At 64.9% G+C, this 17,395-nt stretch carries 22 protein-coding genes and 1 tRNA gene; 11 read left to right on the top strand and 12 right to left on the bottom strand.

The annotated features are described in order from the left end of the window. Positions 1 to 291 (top strand): transposase (locus VB777_RS05130; RefSeq protein WP_323247483.1); only part of this gene is annotated, 291 nt, incomplete at its 5' end. 162 nt (positions 292 to 453) lie between these two features. Here the strand turns inward: VB777_RS05130 and VB777_RS05125 are convergent. Then, a complete protein-coding gene (locus VB777_RS05125; RefSeq protein WP_323247481.1) occupies positions 454 to 1,443 on the bottom strand; it encodes a hypothetical protein in 990 nt (329 codons plus the stop codon). A gap of 494 nt (positions 1,444 to 1,937) precedes the next feature. Here VB777_RS05125 and VB777_RS05120 point away from each other — a divergent pair, with 494 nt between their 5' ends. Continuing rightward, positions 1,938 to 3,407: a mechanosensitive ion channel family protein gene (locus VB777_RS05120; RefSeq protein ID WP_322757726.1), complete on the top strand. Its 1,470-nt coding sequence runs from the start codon at positions 1,938 to 1,940 to the stop codon at positions 3,405 to 3,407. Positions 3,408 to 3,493: 86 nt separating this feature from the next. Next, a complete protein-coding gene (aroC, locus tag VB777_RS05115; protein WP_322757727.1) occupies positions 3,494 to 4,582 on the top strand; it encodes a chorismate synthase in 1,089 nt (362 codons plus the stop codon). 47 nt (positions 4,583 to 4,629) lie between these two features. Here the strand turns inward: aroC and VB777_RS05110 are convergent, their stop codons facing one another. The 4 genes from VB777_RS05110 to VB777_RS05095 form a co-directional block, all read right to left on the bottom strand. Further along, positions 4,630 to 5,313: a bifunctional 4-hydroxy-2-oxoglutarate aldolase/2-dehydro-3-deoxy-phosphogluconate aldolase gene (locus VB777_RS05110; RefSeq protein ID WP_323247479.1), complete on the bottom strand. Its 684-nt coding sequence runs from the start codon at positions 5,311 to 5,313 to the stop codon at positions 4,630 to 4,632. Between the two features lie 107 nt (positions 5,314 to 5,420). Continuing rightward, positions 5,421 to 7,268, bottom strand: a complete 1,848-nt coding sequence (ftsH3, locus tag VB777_RS05105; RefSeq protein WP_197157185.1) for an ATP-dependent zinc metalloprotease FtsH3 — start codon at positions 7,266 to 7,268, stop codon at positions 5,421 to 5,423. 88 nt (positions 7,269 to 7,356) lie between these two features. Beyond that, positions 7,357 to 8,535, bottom strand: a complete 1,179-nt coding sequence (gene sat, locus VB777_RS05100; protein WP_323247477.1) for a sulfate adenylyltransferase — start codon at positions 8,533 to 8,535, stop codon at positions 7,357 to 7,359. Positions 8,536 to 8,652: 117 nt separating this feature from the next. After that, positions 8,653 to 9,471: a photosystem II manganese-stabilizing polypeptide gene (locus VB777_RS05095; protein ID WP_323247475.1), complete on the bottom strand. Its 819-nt coding sequence runs from the start codon at positions 9,469 to 9,471 to the stop codon at positions 8,653 to 8,655. Between the two features lie 162 nt (positions 9,472 to 9,633). Here VB777_RS05095 and VB777_RS05090 point away from each other — a divergent pair, with 162 nt between their 5' ends. Beyond that, positions 9,634 to 9,945 carry a hypothetical protein gene (locus tag VB777_RS05090; protein ID WP_197171675.1) on the top strand — a complete coding sequence of 104 codons (312 nt, stop codon included), beginning with the start codon at positions 9,634 to 9,636 and terminating at the stop codon, positions 9,943 to 9,945. Here the strand turns inward: VB777_RS05090 and coaBC are convergent. Beyond that, positions 9,890 to 11,209: a bifunctional phosphopantothenoylcysteine decarboxylase/phosphopantothenate--cysteine ligase CoaBC gene (gene coaBC, locus VB777_RS05085; protein ID WP_323247473.1), complete on the bottom strand. Its 1,320-nt coding sequence runs from the start codon at positions 11,207 to 11,209 to the stop codon at positions 9,890 to 9,892. The two genes, VB777_RS05090 and coaBC, sit on opposite strands and share 56 nt — an antisense overlap. Before the next feature lie 71 nt (positions 11,210 to 11,280). Then, positions 11,281 to 11,493, bottom strand: coding sequence for a DUF2555 domain-containing protein (locus VB777_RS05080; protein ID WP_197157194.1), 213 nt, complete (start codon positions 11,491 to 11,493; stop codon positions 11,281 to 11,283). A gap of 127 nt (positions 11,494 to 11,620) precedes the next feature. Between VB777_RS05080 and VB777_RS05075 the strand changes: the two genes are divergently transcribed. Beyond that, positions 11,621 to 11,693 (top strand) — tRNA-Ala (locus VB777_RS05075). 221 nt (positions 11,694 to 11,914) lie between these two features. On the opposite strand, the gene VB777_RS05070 is transcribed toward VB777_RS05075, so the two are convergent. Continuing rightward, positions 11,915 to 12,292: a hypothetical protein gene (locus tag VB777_RS05070; RefSeq protein ID WP_323247471.1), complete on the bottom strand. Its 378-nt coding sequence runs from the start codon at positions 12,290 to 12,292 to the stop codon at positions 11,915 to 11,917. Further along, entirely contained in the window at positions 12,276 to 12,725 is a 450-nt protein-coding gene (locus VB777_RS05065; protein ID WP_323247470.1) for a calcium-binding protein, read from the bottom strand. The genes VB777_RS05070 and VB777_RS05065 overlap by 17 nt, the downstream gene beginning before the upstream one ends. 204 nt (positions 12,726 to 12,929) lie before the next feature. Here VB777_RS05065 and VB777_RS05060 point away from each other — a divergent pair, with 204 nt between their 5' ends. The 3 genes from VB777_RS05060 to VB777_RS05050 all read left to right on the top strand — a co-directional run bounded on the left by VB777_RS05060 (position 12,930) and on the right by VB777_RS05050 (position 13,938). After that, the gene (locus tag VB777_RS05060) at positions 12,930 to 13,091 is read left to right on the top strand and encodes a PCP reductase family protein (protein ID WP_197158924.1); all 162 of its coding nucleotides are present in this window, start codon (positions 12,930 to 12,932) and stop codon (positions 13,089 to 13,091) included. 104 nt (positions 13,092 to 13,195) lie between these two features. Further along, complete coding sequence (locus VB777_RS05055; protein ID WP_197157265.1) at positions 13,196 to 13,393, top strand: hypothetical protein; 198 nt, start codon at positions 13,196 to 13,198, stop codon at positions 13,391 to 13,393. 137 nt (positions 13,394 to 13,530) lie between these two features. Beyond that, positions 13,531 to 13,938, top strand: coding sequence for a DUF565 domain-containing protein (locus VB777_RS05050; protein ID WP_322757732.1), 408 nt, complete (start codon positions 13,531 to 13,533; stop codon positions 13,936 to 13,938). Here VB777_RS05050 and VB777_RS05045 read toward each other — a convergent pair. Next, a complete protein-coding gene (locus VB777_RS05045) occupies positions 13,902 to 14,960 on the bottom strand; it encodes an aspartate carbamoyltransferase catalytic subunit (RefSeq protein ID WP_197158925.1) in 1,059 nt (352 codons plus the stop codon). The genes VB777_RS05050 and VB777_RS05045 overlap by 37 nt on opposite strands. A 56-nt stretch (positions 14,961 to 15,016) precedes the next feature. After that, positions 15,017 to 15,697, bottom strand: coding sequence for a DNA-3-methyladenine glycosylase (locus VB777_RS05040; RefSeq protein WP_197171668.1), 681 nt, complete (start codon positions 15,695 to 15,697; stop codon positions 15,017 to 15,019). A 68-nt stretch (positions 15,698 to 15,765) separates the two neighbouring features. Between VB777_RS05040 and VB777_RS05035 the strand changes: the two genes are divergently transcribed. Beyond that, positions 15,766 to 15,909, top strand: a complete 144-nt coding sequence (locus VB777_RS05035) for a hypothetical protein (RefSeq protein WP_197157276.1) — start codon at positions 15,766 to 15,768, stop codon at positions 15,907 to 15,909. 17 nt (positions 15,910 to 15,926) lie between these two features. Here the strand turns inward: VB777_RS05035 and VB777_RS05030 are convergent, their stop codons facing one another. Then, positions 15,927 to 16,229, bottom strand: a complete 303-nt coding sequence (locus tag VB777_RS05030; RefSeq protein ID WP_197157278.1) for a DUF6679 family protein — start codon at positions 16,227 to 16,229, stop codon at positions 15,927 to 15,929. A gap of 63 nt (positions 16,230 to 16,292) precedes the next feature. Here VB777_RS05030 and VB777_RS05025 point away from each other — a divergent pair, with 63 nt between their 5' ends. Next, positions 16,293 to 17,063: a creatininase family protein gene (locus VB777_RS05025; protein WP_197157280.1), complete on the top strand. Its 771-nt coding sequence runs from the start codon at positions 16,293 to 16,295 to the stop codon at positions 17,061 to 17,063. 37 nt (positions 17,064 to 17,100) lie between these two features. Beyond that, the gene (gene gatC / locus VB777_RS05020; RefSeq protein ID WP_197157282.1) at positions 17,101 to 17,394 is read left to right on the top strand and encodes an Asp-tRNA(Asn)/Glu-tRNA(Gln) amidotransferase subunit GatC; all 294 of its coding nucleotides are present in this window, start codon (positions 17,101 to 17,103) and stop codon (positions 17,392 to 17,394) included. Position 17,395: the final 1 nt, after the last annotated feature.

The following is a 17,395-nucleotide window of genomic DNA, read 5'->3' as shown; positions in this document are numbered from 1 at the left end:
ACCGGCAGGGAGAAGCACGGCCAGCCTCCAGCACCAACCCGTGGCCCCATCCCCCAAAATCTGGATGCCAAGGGCCGGATGAACCGCAAGCTGCGCTGCAAGAAAGGACGCGAGATCTACGCCAGGCACAAGACGATCGTGGAGCCCGTCTTTGGTCAGACCAAGGAATGCCGCGGGCTGCGCCGCTTTCTGCTGCGCGGCCTGGACAACGTGAACGGTGAATGGGCGCTCTGGTGCCTGACCCACAACATCAACAAGTTGTTCAGGTTCAAAGCAGCACTGGCAGCTTGAGGGGACAGCCCCTCTGGCTGCCTGCTGCAGCCGACGATTGGCCGGAATCACCGGCATTGAGATGCCGGTAACCAAGACCGTTGGTTCAGCAAGTGCTTGTACTCGCTGGCGCTGCTGGTTTTGGGCGACAAACTCCTAGTCGCGAGCCAGCCATCAGCCTGGTCAGAAGAAGAACTTCAGGCCCAGCTCGACACCATTCTGATAACTGGTGTATCCACTGGGTCGATCTGACAAACCATTTTTGTACTCGATGCCCAGATACCGCCAGGAGAGATTGAGATCCGTGTTGTTGCCCACCGCATACCCAAGCCCCACCTGGGCATTCCCGGAAAGATTCCGGGCACCGGACAATCCCCAGCCGCCCACGTCAGCGCGGGCGAAAGCACGCAACTTCGGCGAGAGAAACACGGTCGCCTGGGTCCCCACCAGGGGTTGCACCCAGGTTCGACCGAAGCTGCCCTCCCGTTCCACACGCAGCCCACGATCGCCATTGCCCCGGACCTGAGCCGAGGCATCCAGCCTGGCCTGGAGCAGCCGAATCCCGGCGTAGGGGATCACGCTGAACTGCCCCGGCTTGCCGACCGCGGATTCCGGCGCTCCGAAGCGATAGCGGAGGGCCAGGTCATACATCCCCTGAACGGCCGTGAGCGATCCATTGCCGGTGAAACGCCCGCGACTGGTGGTGCGCGTTGGCTGATCTCCCACCCGGGCATAACTGAGATCCGTCAGCAGACCGATGCGGCCAGATTCCACGCTGCCACGCAAAGACGTGGCCCATTGGAGGCGTGAGAGCACGTCGCCAAGATCTAGATCCGTGTCGGCCGAAAATCCCCGGATCGTTGTGGTGCCGGTCAGGCGAATCGGCAGAAATCCATACAATTCAACCGTGCTCGCCCATGCCCGCTGATCCGCCTCGACCTGCACGTCTCCAGCCATCGGCGCTGGAGCCTCGGCAGCGGGAGTCTTTACAGCGGGATCCCCTACTGCGGGAGCCGCCTCCACCTGGAGGTCCTGCACAGATTCGCTCCACCCGGGCGCTCCGGCAGCGATCAGGCCCGCCCCCACACAACACCAGCCCAAAGGATCCATCACCTGCCTCACGCCGCGGCGCCAAGCCAGGCGATCGGCGCGGGAAGAGACATCAGGCTGCATTGGGCAGAAATGAATGGGAGATGGCTCAGCTCAAGCGAAAACTCGAACGAATAGCCAGGCAAATGATCTTACAGGCTGATAAAGAAGCTCCCGATCAAGTATCCCTCTTCCGCACGGGCCAGATCCACATTCCAGCTGTTGCCCCTTCGTAACAAGCAGGTCCCTGTGCCCGCCACTCCCCTAAACCTGTTGGACCCGGGGCCAACACACTCCCCCCCCCAGAACCGACCATGGCCAGGTCTTGGCTGCGTCATCCACTTCGGCAGTGGCGAAGGCTGCTGCATCCACCAGCTCCATCCCGCTCGACGCGTCGCCGGCCAGGGCCAGCCAGGCTCCTTGCCCTGGTAGCAGGACTCCTGGTTGGATTGCTCGTGTGGGGGGGGCTTGAGGGTCTCGTCACCGCCAGCACGAGAGCGGCTTCGACGGCGGAAGCCAGACCATGGTGCAGTGCAGAACCTGCCTGGATCACGCTGGAAGGCCGCCAGGTGCTGCAGATGCGCTCAGCGATCGGAGCGCAGGACCTTAATGAGGTTGTCCGCCGGGGCAGCGCGGCGCTGCTGCGGGTGGCGCAAGACAACACGATTCAGCCCAAACAGATCGAACTCTTGCAAGACGATCCCTATACACAGATCGGGATCAAGGGGGACAAGCCGGATGTCTTCGTCCGCCTTCTGGCCATCGATGATCGCGTTGCTCAGTGTTTTGACCTCACCCGCGAGGCCTTGGCGACCCGCTACCGCGATCAGATCCGGGGCGCCATCAGCTCTTACCGCAGCAACAACAGTCTCTCCAGCTGGTTGCGTGGCACGGCACTGGCTCTGCTGGTGCTGGGGATTTACGTGCTCTGGCTCCGCTGGCAATCGGCATTGCATCGACGCCTACAGCAGAGCATCTCCCAACTGCATGAAATCCAGCTGGGTCGATTCCAGATCGGCGCCAATGCTCTTCTCAGTGCAGCCCAGGTCACACGGATTCTGAGCCTGACCCTGCGCATCACCCACTGGAGCCTGCTGCTGCTGATCAGCTACCTGCTGATTCCTCTGCTGCTCGGCCTGTTCCCGCCCACCAGTGCGATGGCCGAAGGGCTGCGGGCCCAACTGCTCAGCGTGATCAGTGCCGTGTTCGCGGGGGTGGTGAATTCCATTCCCGATTTACTGACCATCGCCTTGATCCTGGCCCTCACCATCAGCGTGATGCGGTTCAGCACCTTCTGCTTCAACGCCCTGGAGCGGGGCCAGCTGCGCTTCGCCTGGTTTTACCCCGAATGGGCGCGGCCGACGGGCCGGATCGCGGCCGTGCTGATCCTGGTGGGCGGGCTGGTGATCGCCTATCCCTACATCCCCGGCACCAGCACCAAGGCCTTCCAGGGTGCGGGCCTGTTCGTGGGTGTGCTGGCGGCCCTCGGCTCCAGCGCCATCGCCTCCAACATCATCAGCGGGCTGATGCTGATCTACACCCGCGCCTTCACCGAGGGAGACCGGGTGATGATTGAAGGTGTGGTGGGGCTGGTGCAGGAACGGGACCTGCTGGTGACCCGGATTCGCACACCACGCAATGAGCTGGTGAGCATTCCCAATGCCGCGGTGATTGCCGCCTCCGTGACCAACTACAGCTTTTCCCGCCGCGAACTCAGCACTCCTGTTGCCCTGTCCACCACCATCACCATCGGATACGACGTGCCGTGGCGGAAAGTGCACGAACTGATGTTGTCGGCCGCCAGGAGTGCACCGGGAATTTCAGAGGAAATCGAACCGTTCGTGCTGCAGACCGCGCTCAACGACTTCCATATCAGCTATGAGCTCACCGCCTTTGTCAAAGATGTGGATCTCTACCGACGCACCCTCTCCGATGTGCTGGCAGCACTGCAGGATTGCTTCGCGGCCGCCGAAGTGGAGATCCTCTCGCCCGGCTATCACGCCATCCGCAACGGCAATGCCAGCACCTTGCCCAAGAGCGAAGACTGAACCCAAGCGGCCTGAAGCCAGGTGCCCCGTCGTCTTCGCTGCGGCGGCAGGAGCGTCCCCTACGCTCGCGTCAACGTGACGCCGCCATGGGCAGCAGCTTCGGCACCCTGTTTCGCATCAGCACCTTCGGTGAATCCCACGGCGGCGGCGTCGGGGTGATTGTCGACGGCTGCCCGCCGCGGCTGCCGCTCGATCTGGAGGCCATCCAAGCCGAACTGGACCGGCGCAAACCGGGGCAGAGCCGCATCACCACACCCCGCAAGGAGGATGACCGGGTCGAGATCCTCAGCGGCCTGCTGGACGGTGTGACCCTGGGCACCCCCATCGCCATGATGGTGCGCAACAAGGATCAGCGCCCCGGCGACTACAAGGAGATGGCGGTGGCCTTTCGGCCGTCCCACGCCGATGCCACCTACCAGGCCAAATACGGCATCCAGGCCCGCAGTGGCGGTGGCCGGGCCTCGGCGCGGGAAACCATCGGCCGGGTGGCCGCCGGCGCCATTGCCAAGCAACTGCTGGCCCACTGCCATGGCACCGAGGTGCTGGCCTGGGTGAAGCGGATCCACACGATCGAGGCGGCCATCGATCCAGCGACGGTGACCCTTGAGGCCGTGGAATCCAACATCGTGCGCTGCCCCGATGGCGAAAGCGCCGCGCGCATGATCGAGCGGATTGAAGCGATCGGGCGCGACGGGGATTCCTGTGGCGGCGTGATCGAGTGCGTGGTGCGCCAGGCGCCGCTGGGGCTGGGCATGCCGGTGTTCGACAAGCTCGAAGCCGACCTGGCCAAGGCGGTGATGTCGCTGCCCGCCACCAAGGGTTTCGAGATCGGCTCCGGCTTCGGTGGCACCCTGCTCAGGGGGAGCGAGCACAACGACGCCTTCCTGCCCAGCGACGACGGTCGCCTCCACACGGCCACCAACAACTCCGGTGGCATCCAGGGCGGCATCAGCAACGGTGAGGACATCGTGCTGCGGGTGGCCTTCAAGCCCACCGCCACAATCCGCAAGGAACAACAGACGATCGACGCCAGCGGCGCCGCCACCACCCTGGCGGCCAAGGGGCGCCACGACCCCTGCGTCCTGCCGCGGGCGGTGCCGATGGTGGAGGCCATGGTGGCCCTGGTGCTGGCCGACCACCTGCTGCGCCAGCAGGGCCAGTGCAGCCTCTGGTGAACGCTGCAGCGCCACCAGGGTGCAGGTTGAGATCAGTCAGTCGCGGTTCAATCTGCTGCCGTCGCCGCTTCTGATGCCGGCCCGATGCGGCCGAGCTCGACGAGCAGGAGCCGCAAGGGCTCCAGAGGGTCGACGGCTGCGTCAGCCTCCTCCCCCGGGCAAGGCAAGTCGTCTGAACGATCCACCAGGCTGAGCGACGAGCCCAGGGCCACCGCATCGACGCCGCTGCGCAGCCAGGGGATCACATCCGCAGGGGACAGGCCGCCTGCAGCGATGCAGAACGGCAGGGAGCCGAGCGGCGCTCGCAGGCCTGACCAGTAGGCGCGTCCCAGTGCGTGCGCCGGAAAGAGCTTCACCAGCGGAGACCCGAGCAACCGGGCCTGATGCACTTCGGTGGGGCTCATCACGCCAGGAACCAGGGTGATGCCGGCCGCAGCCGCCTGCTGCACCAGCTCGCCATCCAGGATCGGCGACACCACGTAGGAAAAGCCCGCCGCTGAGCAATCAGCCAGGGCTTCGACCGTGCAGACCGAGGCCGCCCCAAACCTCAGACCTGGAAAGGCAGCGATCAACTCGCGGCATTGGGGGCGCCAGTGAGGAGACTCCTGGAACGCCAGTTCAACATGACGCAGGCCCAGCTCGAGCAGCCGCTCCAGAAGCGGAGCGGCATCAAGCGGGGCTTGGGGGCGTAGAACCAGCAGCAGCGGCTGCCTCCGCAAGCTGGGAATCAAGCCGGCCGGATCAGCGGCAACTGCAGCGGAGGGCCTCAAAGGAGAATCACAGCGAGACTGATCCACCGATGCCGGTGCCGGTCAAGCGCACCGGATCAACAGATCGGTCACACGTATTCGGCCACACGCACATCGCGGCGCACCAGCAACTCCTGCAGATCCTCGGCGTCCACAGTCTCCTTCTCCACCAGCATTTCGGCCAGTTCATCAAGGACTGGGCGGTTGGAGCTCAACACCTCGTTAGCTCGTTTGTAGGCCTCAGCTACCAGCTCGCTCACCTCCTCATCGATCGCAGCAGCGGTGTCTTCGGAGAAATCGCGCTCGGCAGCAATATCGCGGCCAAGGAACATGCCCCCCTGACTACGGCCCAAGGCCACAGGGCCGAGCCGATCGCTCATGCCGAAACGGGTCACCATCTGGCGGGCCACCCGAGCCACCTGCTGCAGGTCGTTGGAAGCGCCGGTGGTCACCTCATCTTCGCCGTAGACGATCTCCTCAGCGACACGGCCGCCCAGGGCAACGGCCATCTGGTTCTGGAGATAGGCGCGGGAATAGAGGCCAGACTCCATACGTTCTTCGCTGGGGGTGAAGAAGGTGAGGCCGCCAGCGTTGCCGCGGGGAATGATCGAAATCTTCTGCACCGGGTCGTAATCCGGCATCAACGCGCCCACCAGGGCATGGCCGGCTTCGTGATACGCCACCAGGCGCTTGCGCTTCTCACTCATCACCCGATCCTTCTTCTCCGGACCAGCCATCACCCGCTCGATGGCATCGTTCACCTCATCCATGGAGATCTCAGTGAGCTGGTGACGGGCCGCCAGGATCGCCGCCTCATTGAGCAGGTTGGCCAGGTCAGCCCCGGTGAAACCGGGGGTGCGGCGGGCGACCTTGTCGAGGTCTACATCCTTGGCCAGGGTCTTGCCGCGGGCGTGCACCTCAAGGATCTGGAGGCGGCCGGAGTAATCGGGCCGGTCCACCACCACCTGGCGATCGAAACGACCGGGACGCATCAGCGCCTGATCCAGCACATCCGGACGGTTCGTGGCCGCGACGATGATGATGCCGGTGTTGCCCTCAAAGCCATCCATCTCGGTGAGCAGCTGATTGAGGGTCTGCTCCCGTTCGTCGTTGCCACCACCAAGGCCGGCGCCGCGCTGACGACCCACCGCATCGATCTCGTCGATGAACACGATGCAGGGGGCATTCTTCTTGGCCTGCTCGAACAGGTCGCGCACGCGGCTGGCGCCGACGCCCACGAACATCTCCACGAATTCCGAACCGGAAATCGAGAAGAAGGGCACGCCGGCCTCGCCGGCAACGGCTTTGGCCAGCAGGGTCTTGCCGGTGCCAGGAGGGCCCACCAGCAGCACGCCTTTGGGAATCTTGGCGCCAACGGCCGTGAAGCGGTCCGGATTCTTGAGGAAGTCGACCACCTCGGTGAGCTCGAGCTTGGCCCCTTCAATGCCGGCAACATCACCGAAGGTGACCTGGGTCTGGGGCTCCATCTGCACCCGCGCCTTGCTCTTGCCGAAGCTCATCGCCGGGTTACCGCCACCGCCCTGGGCGCGGCGCAGCAGGAAGAACAGACCACCGAGCAGCAGCAGCGGGAAGATCAGGCTGCCCACGGCCTGCTGCCAGGCCGCCGGCTCGCGGCTGGGCTGCACGGCGATGTCCACATCGTGATCGGTGAGCAGCTTCAGCAGATCCTTGTCAGGAGCGAGGTTGACCACGGCGCGGCGGCCGTCGTTCTCGACCACCTGGGCGGTGCCCCGATCAGGGGAGATCAGCACGCGCGAGACCTCGTTGCCCTGAACCGCCTCGACGAAATCGCTGTAGCGGAGCGTGCGGGGCGCATTGGCCGGATCGGGACGATCCAGGAAGGCGGTGCCCACCGCAATCACCACCACGGCCAACAGGACGTAAAGCCCCGCATTGCGCCAACCCTTCTTCGCCACTCGACTCTCCGCTCAAGGAAGTAAAGGAATGTTAACCGCCCTCAGGATCGGGCGGTTGGGGGCTCCTTTGGGAGCCTGGGCCTGACGCTCAGCCGGCCGCCGCCCGCAGCACGTCGACCACGCTCCGGAAAGCGAACCACTCGGGGATCTCCTCGCCGCCGCGCAGCATCTGGCGGAACTGAGTGCCGCTGAGCTTCCTCACGTGCAGGCCGCGAGCCTCAGCGTGCTCGGCGGTCACGTAGCCCTCCTCCTCCGTGTAGACGAGGTTGAGCGACGGCACGGTCTCCATCCCCAGTTCAGAGGCATTGTCGCGGGCGAAATCCTGAGCCTGGTAGGGACCGTAGAAATCGTCACCACTCAGGGATGACTTGCAGCCGGCCATGTCGCGGCCGATGATGAAGTGGGTGCAGCCGTAGTTCTTGCGGATGATCATGTGCTGCAGAGCCTCCCGCGGGCCGGCCATGTGCATCGAGTACGGCAGATAGGCCCAGCGGATCCGGGGGTTGTTCACCTCCGCCGCCAGCCGCTCGTAGGTCTGGAACCGCACGGCACCGGAGATGTCGTCGTCCTGGGTGGGGCCGCAGGTGGGGTGCACCAGCACCACGCCGCCCCTGCTGACGTTGGTGGCGTCCAGGGCCCGCGTGAACAGTTCGTAGTGGGCCCGGTGGATGGGGTTGCGGCACTGGAACGCCACCACGTCTTCCCCCGGCGGCAGGGTGGCGCGCACCTCAGCCGGCGTCTTGCAGGGGAAGACGCGGGTCGGCAGCTCCAGCCCCTGCACCCGTCCACCCAGGTAGTAGCGGCCGCGCTCGGTGGCGATCATCCGCACCGCCGGGTGCTCCAAAGAGGTGGTGCCGTAGCAGCCCTTGGCCTCCTTGACCTTGTCCGGCTCCCAGCGGCTTTCGACCGTGAGCACCGCCAGATCCTGGCCTCGGTAGGTGAGCAGCAGCCGATCGCCCACGGCGATCGAGGCATCGCTGGTGTCGAACACGATCGGCAGACCGAACAGCAGACCGCTGGTGGTGCGGTGCGTCTCGACCACTGCGTCGTAATCCTCCTGGTGCATGAAGCCGCGCAGCGGCGAGAAGCCCCCAACCACCAGCAGTTCCACGTCACAGGCGTTGCGGTCGCTGCACTCCACCACCCGATCCACGCCCGCCTTGAGCGCCTCTCGCTCGGCCGCCGGCACCATCAGATCCACCAGGCTGCCGCCATGCGGGCCGATCAGACCCTGGGCAGCGGGAGTCGCGGACTCGGCAACCGACATGGAGATCCCAAAAAACGTTGGGACGATTCTCCCAGACCAGCCCGAAGCGGCTCCGGGGGTGGCCATGAAAAAGGGGCCTCGAAGGCCCCTACGCACTTCAATCAGCCGGTCAGGGGATCAGACCTGCTCAAGGCGGCCGTAAAGCTCGCCGCTGATCTTCACATCCACGGCCTGCTTACCACCCATGTCGGTGTCGGAGGGCTGAACGGCCGTGAACACACCGGCGAATTCACCACTGGAGGGATCCACCTTGGTGATGGAAAACTCCATGGTGCCGGTGCCGTCGATATAGCGCTTCACGTTCTCCTTCACCAGCTCCTCGTCGTCGCCCACGGGCACCAGACCCATAGCACTGCTGTAGCCGGTGGTCAGGCCGCGGCCCTTGGGATCGAGGAAGTTGCTGGTGCGGTAGCTCGGGGCGCGGTAGCTACCGGTGAAGTCGGTGCTGGTGCTGATGGCGGCGCCATCGGCCTGGGCCACCAGCTCCTTGCTCGAGAACATGAAGGGCACTTCCTCGCCCCCTGGCATCAGAACGGTGATCGGCTGGAAGTCGATCCCGCCGAGTTCCTTGAAGGTGAGTTGGTCGCCGTCCACGGAGAGGTCGCCGTAGACCTGATCCAGGCTGGAGGTGTAGCGGGTCAGGATTCTGCCGGCCACGAACTGCGCTTCCTGACGCTTGTTAGCCGGTTCTCCTTTGACGAAGACCTCATTGGGGTGCAGGCAGATTTCGCGCAGCTGGTACTTCGTGCCGGCATCAAGGCTGATCGAGCCGCGGGCCGAATCCGGCAGGGTGGGGCAATTGTTGGCGAGACCCGTGTTGTGGATGTCGTCGTAGGTGAGGTTGGCCCGATCAACAGCCTTGGCCCCACCGCTGCACGCGGTCACCAGGGTCAGGCACAGGGCCAGCACGAGGGCCAGCAGGGGACGGAAACGCATCGGGAGAAGCCGCAGGGGCGGAGGATGGAAGGCGGGAGAGAGGAGAACAGGAAGCGCCGAGGCGGATCTTACCGGTGGCAAACCCGCATTCCCGGTAGCATCACAAGGCTCTCAACAACCTGTATGGGGGGAGCCGTCCCCTTTGACAAGAAGCGTCACCGCATGAGTCTCACGAGCCAGCAGCAGGACCACCTCCGCACCCAGCTGGCTGCTCTCGAAACCATGGCCGCAGAGCTGCGCAACGACCCCGAGTCCCTGCTGGATCTGCTGCGCCAGCTGGAGCAGACCCATCGCTCGATTCAGGATGGTCCCTTCCGCGGCAGCCTGCCGGCCGATCGCAACAGGCTGTTCGGTGTTCTGAAGCGCATGGAGGAGACCGGCGGCTGGCCCTACATCCCCCGCCTGCAGCTGCGCACCTTCATGGATCTGCTGCAACAGGATCGTCCTGAGGAGGAGCATCCCCTGGCGGCTTGAACGGCCGCTGTGGGAGCAACACAGCCAGGGCATCCAGCAGCCGATGGGCGACCGCCAGCTTGCCGGCGGGTCCGATCGGTGTGACGGCCTCGCCCGGGCCCAGCAGCCAGCCCTGATTGGTGACTGAGCCGAAACCGGCACCAGCCTGATCAATGGGATTGGCGAAGAGCAACTCACACCCTTTCCGGGCGAACTTTGCGCGGGCCTGGGGCAGCACATCGCCGGAGTGGGCTGCAAAGCCGAGAATCGGCTGGCCATCGGGCCGCAGCTCCTGGCGGCGCCTCACCAGGCCCGCCAGCAGATCAGGCACCGGTTCCCAGCCGCCCTGGAGAAGCGCCTCCAGCTCATGCTTGGCCGGCTTGTTCGCCAGGGGCTTGGCGCGGCGGTGATCGGCCACGGCGGCAGCCATGACGATGGCGTCGTGGCCAACCTGGCGAGCCTCCAGTTCGTGCTCCAGCTCGGCGGCAGTGGTGATGGCATGGCAGCTGAGACCATCGAGCAGCTGCGGATCCAGCGCCAGCGGACCATGCAGCAGGGTCACAGCCGCCCCCCGCAGACGGGCCGCCTGGGCCAGCAGTACCCCCATCCGGCCGGTGCTGGGATTGGTGAGGCAGCGGGCCGGGTCGAGAAACTCCCGGGTGGGGCCGGCGGTCACCAGCAGCTGGCGGCCGTGCCAGTCCCGCCGCCACCCGTGCAGGGCCAGCGATTCGAGCGCCAGCAGCAGTTGGGCGGGTTCGGCCATGCGCCCGTCACCCACCCGGTCACAGGCGAGCAATCCGGCGGCGGGGCCCAGAGGCAACACCCGCTCGAACCCCTGCAACATCTCCCAGTTGCGCCGCACCGCCGGAGAGCCCCACATCGCCGTGTTCATGGCCGCAGCAGCCACCACCGGCGCCTCGCAGGCCAGCAGAACGCAGGAGAGCAGGGTGTCGCCCAGGCCATGCACCCAGCGGGCCAGGCTGGAGGCGCTCAGGGGAGCCAACAGCACCAGCTCCGCCCATTCGGCCAGCTCCACATGCAGAGGCCGTGACGCCTGCCTGCTCCAGGCATCGGCCTCGAGCAGGCAGGGGTGCCGGCTGAGACTGGCCAGGGCCACAGGACTGACCAGCTGAGCCGCGCTGGGGGTCAAGACGCAACGCACCAGGGCGCCCCGCTTGGCGAGGGCGCTCACCAGGAGCGGCAGTTTCACAGCGGCGATGCTGCCGCTGATCAGCACCAGGATCCGGCGACCCTCCAGCGGGTCAAACCCGGGAAGCGCAGCCACGGCGGGGAGGGGGAAGGGGGCCGGCAAGGGAGTGGAGCGGACAAACGCAGACGGAGCGACTGTCGAGCCGCTCATTCCTCGTCGAAGGGCTCCTGATCCACCAGGTGGACGTAGGGCTTGACCAGCTCAGGTCGATGGATCGCCAGGGCCCGCAACAGGTGCCAGTCCCCCAGGCCCGCGAAGGGCGTGGGGTAGTCGTCTTCCTCGAGGCGCCGGGCAAGCTCAGCAATGCCGACCTCGTCGAAGGCCTCGAGCTGCTCAGGGGTGATCGAAGCCGGGCCCATGGCGGAAAACAGATCGTCAGTTTGATCCTGCCAGGGATGCCGCGGCCGATGATGGTAAAACTGATGGTTGAGGTGGCCGCTGCGAAGCGATCACCCGCCCATGCACCACCACCTGGGAGTGCGTAATGGGGAATTAGCTCAGCTGGTAGAGCGCTGCGATCGCACCGCAGAGGTCAGGGGTTCGAGTCCCCTATTCTCCATCAATGCCAAAGGCTTTAAGCCACCTGGAAACTTTCGAGTTCAATCTTGCATCGGCCAATGCAGCTGCATGATTCGCCGTTGCCGCAGCGTTGATCAAATTCCAACGACCAGAACAGCGGGCCTTGCTACATCCGACACCGCTGAATAGAACGGTGAAAACAGAAGCCCGAAAGCGAGCAGAGGGGCGTAGCGAGCTAGCCCCATCTGTCACATCGTGGATTCAGACAGGAATCAAGTCTGTTGCCATATTGGGATTCTGCAGGAAGAAATCGGGGGTGATTTTGGCGAAGAAATCATCCGCCGTGGCACCGAGGACAAAGTTTGAACCTGCGCCAGCACCAAGACTTGCAGGGGTGATATTTTGAACAAATCCAATGAAGTTGCCTGACTTGAAGCCGATCAACGTTCCAGCAACTCCATCAAGCACAGTATTCGTAAATTCAAGCTCCGAAAAGGATGCAACACCCGGGAGAACAATTTTATCTCTATTCCCACCCACAAGTGAGAAATCAGTGATGACATCGACTTCAAAGGCATTGGGGGAGGTATTGGCGGCGTCGGTTGGCAGGACAAATCGATCATTACCTGCCCCCCCCATTCAGAAAATCTTTGCCTAGATCACCGGTGACAATATCGTCTCCTGCTTCACCGAAAACAAAATCGTTACCTGCGCCACCTCGAACAATATCATTACCAGCCCCGCCACTGACATTGTCGTTACCAACATTCCCGTTGAGCCAATCCGCCCCTGCGTCGCCGGCAAGGAAATCATTTTCATTGCCGCCAAGATATTTGTCTCGCCCGGTGCCGCCAACCAAAAAATCGTTGCCGAGGTTTCCGTTTACATCGTTAAACCAGCCAGGGATGGGAATGCTCGAGCCGGTAACCTGATCGTCTCCACCATTCATTCTGGTGGGCTGACCAAGAGAATCAGGGAAGTTCTCAAGGGATACGGTATCAGCCAGGTTGGAGAAATCCCATCTGCCATCAGGGCCGAGAATTTGCTGATTTTGGATCGGGGAAGCAGCCATGAGCCATTTTTGAAATCATTTGATCTTAACGGCTCCGACCGCCTTCGGAGCAAAGGCATTTGAACTCTTAATCATTGATCAGAGAGAAGTCGGCCGCATCAGAGTTCCGAATTGAGTCCCATCCTTTCGCGACGTCTCTGATCGGTTCGATTACTCTAATCCCAAAGCACTCCTCTTCACACCTCGCACAAGGCCATGGCTGCTCTGGAATGGAGTTCAGACGCTGAAGTTGAGTTGAAGGAGGTCCCCTTCTTCGTGCGGCCAGCGGTGCGCCGGCGCATCGAACGGCTCGCCGCCGATGCGGGCCTGGAGCGGATCGAGGTTGCCTTCTACGAGCAGGCCAAGGCACAGTTCGGCCAGAAGTGAGCGGACCTGGCCCGCGCTGATCCGATCCCGGCTCCCTCACGCCCAGCCGTGGTGGGAAGGGCGATGGGGTAAAAGAGAGGTCTGATCCGTTCCCTACCGTTGCGATGTCGCAGTCCAAGCGTGAGCAGGTGGTCAGTCATCTGCGCTACATCCGCCAGGAACTGCGCGAGATGCACCAAGGTGTGATGGAAGACGGACTGCTTCCTGAAGCTGGTGAGGTGAGGGGTGTCATGGCCCAGATGGAGGCCCTGCTCGAATTGCTGGAAGGCAAGGGCTCCCGCAAGAAAGACAGCGAGGGCTGATCCCGGCTTCCAGCGACCAGCTCGTCAGCACGCAGGGCAGGTCTCAGGCTGAGGCCCACCCAATGTGACGGCTATCCTGCCGCTCTGCCGTGCGGTTCACTGGGCTCCGGCTCACTGGACCTGGTAACGGCCGCCCGATGCGAACTCCCTTCCCGGCTCGCCGCTCCAGCCCCACCCAGCGAATCGAGCAGACCCCCGAGGCAGGATCGTTGCGGCCACGACCGACACGCCTGCAGAGCCGGGTGGTCGACGCAGGCGCGGCCCTGACCGACTGGGCCAGTAATCCCTGGCGACGGCTAGCCCTGCTGCTGATCGTCCTGCTGCTCGGCTTCGTGATCGGCGGTGGCGTCGGCACCATCTGCGGTGCCCTCTCCATCATTGACCACCTGGCGGCCCTGTTCTGCGTGATCGCGATGGAATTCGCCATCAGGGCCCGCCGCTGGTTGCTGCGGCAGCGTGGTGATCATCTGGGGCTGGAACTGCTGGACATGGGCCGGATCGGCCTGCTTTACGGCCTGCTGCTGGACGGCTTCAAGCTGTTCTGAGCTCCGGCCCCATCCCCGGCGGCCAGAAGATAGAGCAGGGCCATCCGCACCGGGATGCCATTGCGGACCTGCTCCTCCACCAGGTTGGCCCCAGGATCGTCGAGCAGATCGCCGGCCATTTCCACGCCACGGTTGACCGGGCCGGGATGGAGCAGGGGAACCGGCTGGCCACACAGGGCCAGGCGATCGCGGCTGAGGCCATAGAGGCGGTGGTACGTGTCGAGGCTGGAGAGCAGTTGCTGCTGCATCCGCTCTTTCTGCAGACGCAGGGTCATCACCGCATCGGCCCCAGGCAACGCCTCCTCAAGGGAGCGCACCACCTGGATCGAGCCACGTCGGGGCACAGGATCCTCATGCTGGCCAGGGGGCGGAGCCGCCACGAAGTCGGCGAAGGCCTCGGGTACCAGAGTGGGCGGACCACAAAGCACCACATCCGCGCCACAGGCGGTGAGGGCCCAGAGATTGGAGCGCGCGACACGCGAGTGCATCACATCTCCCACGATCGCGACCCGCCGGCCCCGCAGGCCTTCGGGCGATGGGGCCAGCGGATCAAAGTGGCGGGCAAGTGTGAACAGATCCAGCAGACCCTGGCTGGGATGGCTGTGCAGCCCATCGCCGGCATTGAGCACCGCCACCCTTTCGCCGGACTGATCGAGATCGCGCGCCAGGCAGGCAGGCACGCCGGCGCAGCGATGGCGTACCACCAGCACCGTCGATCCCATCGCCACATAGGTGCGGGCGGTATCAAGCAGGCTCTCGCCCTTGCTGAGCGAGCTGGAGGACGGGGAGAAACTCTGAACGTCAGCGGAGAGGCGCTTGGCGGCCAGCTCGAAGCTGCTGCGCGTGCGGGTGCTCGGTTCGAAGAAGAGGGTGGTCATCAACCGGCCCTGCAGCGCCGGCAGCTTGCGAGCGCCGGCATCAGGCAGGGAACGAAAGCGCTGAGCCAGCTCCAGCACGGTGGCGAAATCCTGCAGCGAGAACGCCGCCAGGTCGATCACATGGCGGTGGTTCCAGCCGCTCAAGGGGCCGCGGTCGCGCAGAACACCCCACAAGGTAGGGCTCTGCCGAGCAGCAGGGCTCAGACATCCAGCAGGACGGCCGGATCCAGGGCAAACGCCAGCGGCGGCTTCCGATCACCGCGCACGCGGCGGCTGACACTGCGACTGCCGCGCAGATACCAGCGCCAGGGCAGCTCCTGGGCGGAAGAGATGCCGATGCGGGGGCACTGGCACAACGGGTCTTCCCCACGGCTGCGGCACTGATCGAGCCAGTCCTGCAGCCGCGAGGGAACCGGCGCCAGCCACACCCCCGACTCAGGCGCCACGGAGCGGCCATCCAGGCTGCGATCCAGGCCGAAACGGCGGGCCAGCAGAGCGGGGCCTGCCGCCACCCGCTCCGGTTCGCCGGGCAGCGCCACCGCCCGCAGCAGCACGCCGTTGGCCCAGTCTCTGCGGCCGGTCACCACGTTGACGCAGTGGTGCAGGCCGTAGGTGAGATAGACGTAAAACCGCCCAGGCTCACCGAACAGCGTTGCATTGGCTGGACTACGGCGGCGATGACCATGGCAGGCCGGCTCGCTCTGGCAGTAGGCCTCCGTTTCCACGATCAGCCCCCGCAGCGCGGTTCCATCCGGCAAGCGCCGCACCAGCAGGCTGCCGATCAGCTCCGGCGCCACCGTTTCGGCCGGGCGCACAAAGAACCCCTGGGGCAGGGGTGCCGGCAGCCGGGTCACAGGCGCGAGGTCACGAGACGCCACCATCCTGACCGCAGTCCACACAGCGGCAGCGTCTGTCGACAGACTGGGGCCATCAATGAGCGAGTGCCCCCGTGACCGATCCGAGCTCCAGCTTCAATCCAGGCCTCGTGGTGCTGGTGGTGAGCGTGCTGTTCTGTCTCACCACCCTGTTCTTCGGCACCAAGGGCGGCTACTACGACACCGACGCCTACGACGGCAACGGCACGGCCCACTGACCCCACCTGGGGGCTGTTCAGGAGCCCTGGCTGCCGAGCCGTTCGGCTTCAGGGCAGTCCTCGGAGGTCAGCAGATCGTCGGCCGTGTTGGTGCGGCACACGTAGGCCAGGCGGGTGCTGACGGCGCCGATCGAATCGAGACGCACGCTCTCCTCCCAACTGTGCAGCTCGTCGTCGTCTTCGGCGTCGTAGCGCAGGGTGACGAGATCACCATCGATCTCCAGGATGCGCGCCTCTTCGATCCAGCGCTGCTGATCGCGCAGAAACACCCACACCGGGCGCTTCTCACAACAGAACTGTTGGAGCTTGCGGTGCAGCATGGTCCCTCCGGGCTGCAGGCCCATTGATCCTAAGCAGATCCATCCAGGTTGCCGCTGTTCACCATGACCATCTCCCCCAGCACCGAAGCCATCCGCCTGCAGCTGCGCAGCTGGCCGGAGGTGGAGACCTACCTGACGCACTGCAAGGGGGTGATCGTGCCGCTCGGCTCCACGGAGCAGCACGGACCCACGGGCGCCATCGGCACCGATGCCCTCACCGCTGAAGCCGTGGCCCTGGAAGTGGGCCGCCGCACCGGTGTGCTGGTCACGCCGACCCAGGCCTTCGGCATGGCGGAGCACCACCTCGATTTCGCCGGCACGATCAGCCTGCAGCCGGCCACGCTGCTGGCTGTGCTCCACGACGTGGTGCTGTCGCTGGCGCGCCATGGCTTTGAGCGGATCTTCGTGATCAACGGCCACGGCGGCAACATCGCCACGGCACGGGCCGCCTTCGCCCAGGCCTACGGCACCGCCACCGCCCGGGGGCTGCCCCACCCGGAACGGCTGCGCTGCCGTCTGGCCAACTGGTTCACCGCCGCACCGGTGATGCGTGAAGCCCGGCAACGCTATGGCGAGAAGGAAGGCCATCACGCCACCCCCAGCGAAATCGCCCTGACCCTGCACCTGGAGCCGAGCCTGGTGGAGAAGCAGCGGCCCCTGCCGGAACCGGCGCCGGCCGGCCCGATTCATGGCCCAGCCGATTTCCGCCGGCGCCATCCCGATGGCCGCATGGGTTCCGATCCCTTCCTGGCCAGTCCTGACCACGGCAAGACCTTTCTGGATCTGGCGGCCACGGCCCTTGCGGAGGATCTCACCGCCTTCCTGGCCGAGTAAGTTCCCCCTCAGCCTCCCCCCCGACCCGGGTGCAGCGATGAGCAGGATCACGGCCGACGATGTACGCAAGGTGGCCCACCTGGCCCGCCTCGATCTCCCCGAGGAGAAGATCACCACCTACACCGGCCAGCTCGAGCGCATTCTCGATTACGTGGCCCATCTCCAGCAGGTCGACACCGAAGGCGTTGAGCCCACCACCCGGGCCGTCGAAGTGGTGAATGTGACCCGAGCCGATGCGGTGGACACCACTGCGGAGCGCGAGCAGCTTCTGGATCTGGCGCCACAGCGCGAGGGCGACTTCTTCCGCGTGCCGCGCATCCTGGCTGAGTAAG

Source organism: Synechococcus sp. CCY9202, from assembly GCF_034931685.1.
Lineage (GTDB): Bacteria > Cyanobacteriota > Cyanobacteriia > PCC-6307 > Cyanobiaceae > CBW1002.
This window is presented reverse-complemented; position numbering and strand designations above follow the sequence as displayed.